The organism is Methylobacterium sp. A54F (genome assembly GCF_053346035.1).
The window spans coordinates 1-290 of sequence record NZ_JBKFBF010000187.1 but is presented as its reverse complement, the minus strand read 5'-3'; the positions used below and the strand labels follow the sequence as shown (position 1 = coordinate 290).

Annotated in this window: 1 protein-coding gene; it reads left to right on the top strand. The window is 74.8% G+C overall.

Annotation, left to right across the window (positions count from 1 at the left end; all coding sequences use genetic code 11):
• Positions 1 to 290, top strand: a 290-nt coding sequence (locus ACLBXP_RS25905; RefSeq protein ID WP_447670657.1) for an ATP-binding protein, incomplete at both ends; no start/stop codon positions are given.

Below are 290 nucleotides of genomic sequence, written 5' to 3'. Positions count from 1 at the left end.
AGGGCAGCGGCGCGGACGTCCTCGTGGACATCGCCTCCGTTGTGCAGACGGTCTGCGACGGCTTCGCGGACATCGGCGCGGACGTGGCCGTCGCGCGCACCCGCCACGTCCTGGTGCGCGGGCGCCCCGACGAGCTGCAGCGGGCCATCACCAACCTCGTCGACAACGCGGTGAAGTACGGCGGCTCGGCGGGCCTCTCCCTCGACGTCACGGGCCGCGGGGTCAGCGTCGCGGTGCAGGATTCCGGGCCCGGCATCCCGGAGGCGGGGCGGGACGCGATGCTCCAGCCC